The following is a 3732-nucleotide window of genomic DNA, read 5'->3' on the forward strand; positions in this document are numbered from 1 at the left end:
GGCCGTCGGCGGAGACCACCACGGTGTGGGACACCCCGGGGGTGTTGTCCACGAAGTTGGTGATCAACCAGTTCAGGTTCTGTGCCGCCTGGCTCATCGGACTCAACTTAGCGCTCCTGGTTCTGTGGGCCGCCGAAGTGGGGGTCGGAGGCCTGTCCGTTCGTGTCAGTTCCAGCAGTGCGCCCTTGCTGGACGCCACGCCGCAGGTTACTCAACCGGCCGCGGACGTCTTCGGGTGCGCGGGAGACCTGTGGGCCGCCCTGCGGGGTCTGCGTTGCGGCACCCGGGACCAGGTTGGCCTTGGGCACCCGCCGTGGCAGGCCGGAGGGGGTGACCCCGCCTGCCTTCGGCTCGCGGACCGTCTCGGCCCGCTGCCAGTTCTCGTCGTTGTTCGACCGCCAGCCGGAGGCTTCCGACTGGTTCTGGTTCTGGGGCTGGGGCGGCTCCTGAGCGGGCTGGTCCTGCGGTGACGTACGGGGCTTCCGGTCCCGGCGCGGCAGTCCGGCGTCCGTCAGCGAGGGGGAGCCTACGCTGTCGGACGGCTGCTCGGGGAGCGGCGGAACGGATTCGGTTACACCCCCGTCAGATCCCGGCCACTCGCTCTGAGCAGGCCGGTAATCTGCAGGGTCGGCCTGCCGGCCGCTCCCGGCCGCCGCCGGCGGGTAGCCGCCCGCGCCGTAACCGGCGTCGCCGCCCGCGCCGTAGCCGCCGTCGCCGCCCGCGTCGTAGGAGGCCGGGGCGCCCGCGCCCTGCCGGTCGTACGCCTGCGCGAAGAATCCGTTCTGCTCCTGCGGCTGCCCGAGCGGCTGCTCGTACGCCTGCGGGTAGGGCTGCTCGTAGCCCTGGCCGTAACCCGGCGCGTAACCGCCCCCGGCGGCGTAGCCGTCCGGTTCCTGCTGCAGCGGGTAGCCCTGCGCGTCGTAGCCGCCCTGTACGGGCTGCTCGTAGCCCTGCTGGGGGAAACCGGCCTCGTAGCCCTGCGGATAGCCCTGCGCGGCCGCGTAGCCGCCGTGCGGCTCGTACGGGGCCTCCGGGCCCGGCTGCGGTGCTTCGGGGGCCTGTGCGCCCTGCGGGGCCGCCTGGCGCTGCTCCGGCGGGGCCGGCGGCTCGGCGCCGCGGCCCGCCGGGCGGTCGGCGGAGACCGCCGCCTCCAACTGCGCCCGGCGGTCGCCGTGCCGCAGCGAGCGGCCCACGTGGTCGAGGCCGTGGGCGCCCTGCTCGTAGCGGGAGTCGTCGAAGCCGAGCTCGGCCGCGGTGCGGGCGCTCGGCCCGGCCGTCCCGAAGGTCTCCGGCACGATCCGCGACACCGTGAAGTCGCCCTCGCCGCTGCCGGTCTCCTCCTCGCCGCCACCGCCGTGGGTGATCGGCTCGGGCAGCATCACCAGCGAGGTGGTACCCGCCTGTTCGCCGGACGGCCGCAGCTGGACCCGGATGCCGTGCCGGTCGGACAGCCGGCCGACCACGAACAGGCCCATCCGCTTGGCGACCTCGACGTCCACGGTGGGCGGGTCGGCCAGCTTGTGGTTGATGTCGGCGAAGTCCTCGGCGGTCAGGCCGATGCCCTTGTCGTGGATCTCGACCATCACCCGGCCGTCCGGCAGCCGGGTCGCGGTCACCCGCACCTTGGTCTGCGGCGACGAGAAGGTGGTCGCGTTCTCCAGCAGCTCGGCGAGCAGGTGCACCAGGTCGCTGACCGCGCTGCCGTGGATGTCGGTGTCCGGGATGCCGATCAGCTCGATGCGGTCGTACGCCTCCACCTCGGAGGCGGCCGCGCGCAGCACGTCGACCAGCGGCACCGCCTGGTTCCACTGCCGGACCGGCTCCTCGCCGGCGAGGACCAGCAGGTTCTCGCCGTTGCGCCGCATACGGGTCGCGAGGTGGTCCATCCGGAACAGGCTCTCCAGCTGGTCCGGGTCCGCCTCGTTGTTCTCCAGGTCGGTGATCAGCTCCAGCTGGCGCTGGATGAGGCTCTGGTTGCGCAGGCTGAGGTTGGTGAAGATCGCGTTGACGTTGCCGCGCAGCAGCGCCTGCTCGGAGGCCAGCCGGACCGCCTCGCGGTGCACCTGGTCGAAGGCGCGGGCGACCTCGCCGATCTCGTCGCGGGTGGCGATCGGGATGGGCGCGACCGAGGTGTCCACCCGGCCGGGGTCGGTGCGCGACAGCTGGTCGACCATGCCCGGCAGCCGGGTCTCGGCGATCTCGAAGGCCGCGCCGCGCAGCCGCCGCATGCTGCGGCTCATGGTGCGCGCCACCATGCCGGCCACCACGAAGGCGGCGATCAGCGCGAGCACCACGGCCACCGCGTTGACGATCGCGTCCCGCCTGGCGTTGGAGGCGATTTTCGACGCGTCCGAGGCCGCCTGGTCGGCGAGCGAGACCTCGACCGTGCGGTAGGCGCCGAAGGACAGTGTGGAGGCCGCGAAGTAGGTCTCGGGCGTGATGCCCTCGGCGGCGAGCTGCTCGGTGGTGCGGCCCGGGGTGGCGATCTCGGTGACCATCTTGGTCAGCGCCGGCGGCACCACGAACGACTTCCCGGCGGCGGCCGCCTGGTCCTTGGCCTGCGCGTTGGCCTCCCGGCCCTTCTGCAGCGCGGCGTTCTGCGCGTCCTTCAGCCGCTGCACGTCCTGCGCGGTGCCGCCGCTGTTGTACTCCTCCAGGGCGATGCCCTCCAGGTACTGGTACGAGCCGAGCGCCGTCTTCATCAGCGCCAGCTCGTCGGGGAGGGGGTTCTGCTCGACGAGGATGTGCATGCCGATCGAGCGGGTCAGCGACTCCGCGGCCTTCGACAGCGAGTCGGCGTAGAGGGTGCGGCCGTAGGCGGTGACGTTGCTGGTGCCGTAGCCCAGCTCGTTGGCCAGCTCCATCAGCGGGTGCTGGATCCTGACGTACCACTCCTCGGTCTGCACACCGCTGAGCTTGTTGGTGTACGCGGCCTTGCGCAGCGCCGTGAGCTGCGGCTCCACCGAGCGGAAGGTGGCCATCCGGCGCACCAGACCGGCCTCGTGCGGCATGTGGGCCGCGGCGTCGTCGAAGGCCTGGGCGGCGGTGTCGGTGGCGGCGCGCGCGGCCTTCACGGCCGGGTCGTCGGTCTTCCCGGCCAGCAGCGGAACCACCGTGTTGTCCCGCTCGTTCATCAGCGCGTCGCTGTAGGTCGCCGCGGAGCGGACCAGTTCGGCGGTGCGCACCGCGTCGTCGGCCTGGTGCCAGGTGCTGACGGCGCTGTTGACGCGGAAGCCGCCGAGGACGAGGGCGACGAGCACGGGTATCAGGAGGATCGCGTTCAGCCGGGTGGCCACCCGCCAGTTGCGCACGCTGAAGCGCCCGCCGGCGTCGGGCGGTGCGGGGACGTCGGCCCTGCCGTCCGCGGGAGTGCTCCCGGAGCGCTGGGGCGGCGTGAAATTCCCCCGCGGGCCGTGCTCGGTCCCCGTCTCGGCTCGCCTGGTGTTCCTCACTGGACCAACAACCTCTCGGCGACGGCGCAACGACGGCCGTTTCCTACTCTCGGGTTCTGCGAATTCCAGCACGTCGTGGGGGCGCTAGCCAAACGTGTGGCGGGAGCGCGGGGAAGGGGTGAGGGCTGCGGGAAGAGCCGACAATCGGCATACAGCCGGACAAACATCCGCAAGGGTGTACGCGCTGCGGCACCGGGTGAGCGCGTCCCGTGGTCGCCGCGGGCGGAAAGTCTCTCGAAATGTTATGAAGGCGGGCCGTCCGTGTCGCACGACACGGACG

Annotated in this window: 1 protein-coding gene and 1 pseudogene; both read right to left on the reverse strand. The window is 72.3% G+C overall.

Translation table 11 applies throughout. The annotated features are described in order from the left end of the window. A pseudogene (locus tag IH54_RS48210) lies at positions 1 to 178 on the reverse strand (roadblock/LC7 domain-containing protein); the annotation flags it as partial. Continuing rightward, complete coding sequence (locus IH54_RS0138345) at positions 108 to 3452, reverse strand: nitrate- and nitrite sensing domain-containing protein (protein ID WP_031526097.1); 3345 nt, start codon at positions 3450 to 3452, stop codon at positions 108 to 110. The gene IH54_RS0138345 and the pseudogene IH54_RS48210, both read right to left, overlap by 71 nt. Positions 3453 to 3732 lie beyond the last annotated feature (280 nt).

This window comes from Streptomyces sp. NRRL F-5123 (assembly GCF_000721495.1).
Classification (GTDB): Bacteria; Actinomycetota; Actinomycetes; order Streptomycetales; family Streptomycetaceae; genus Actinacidiphila.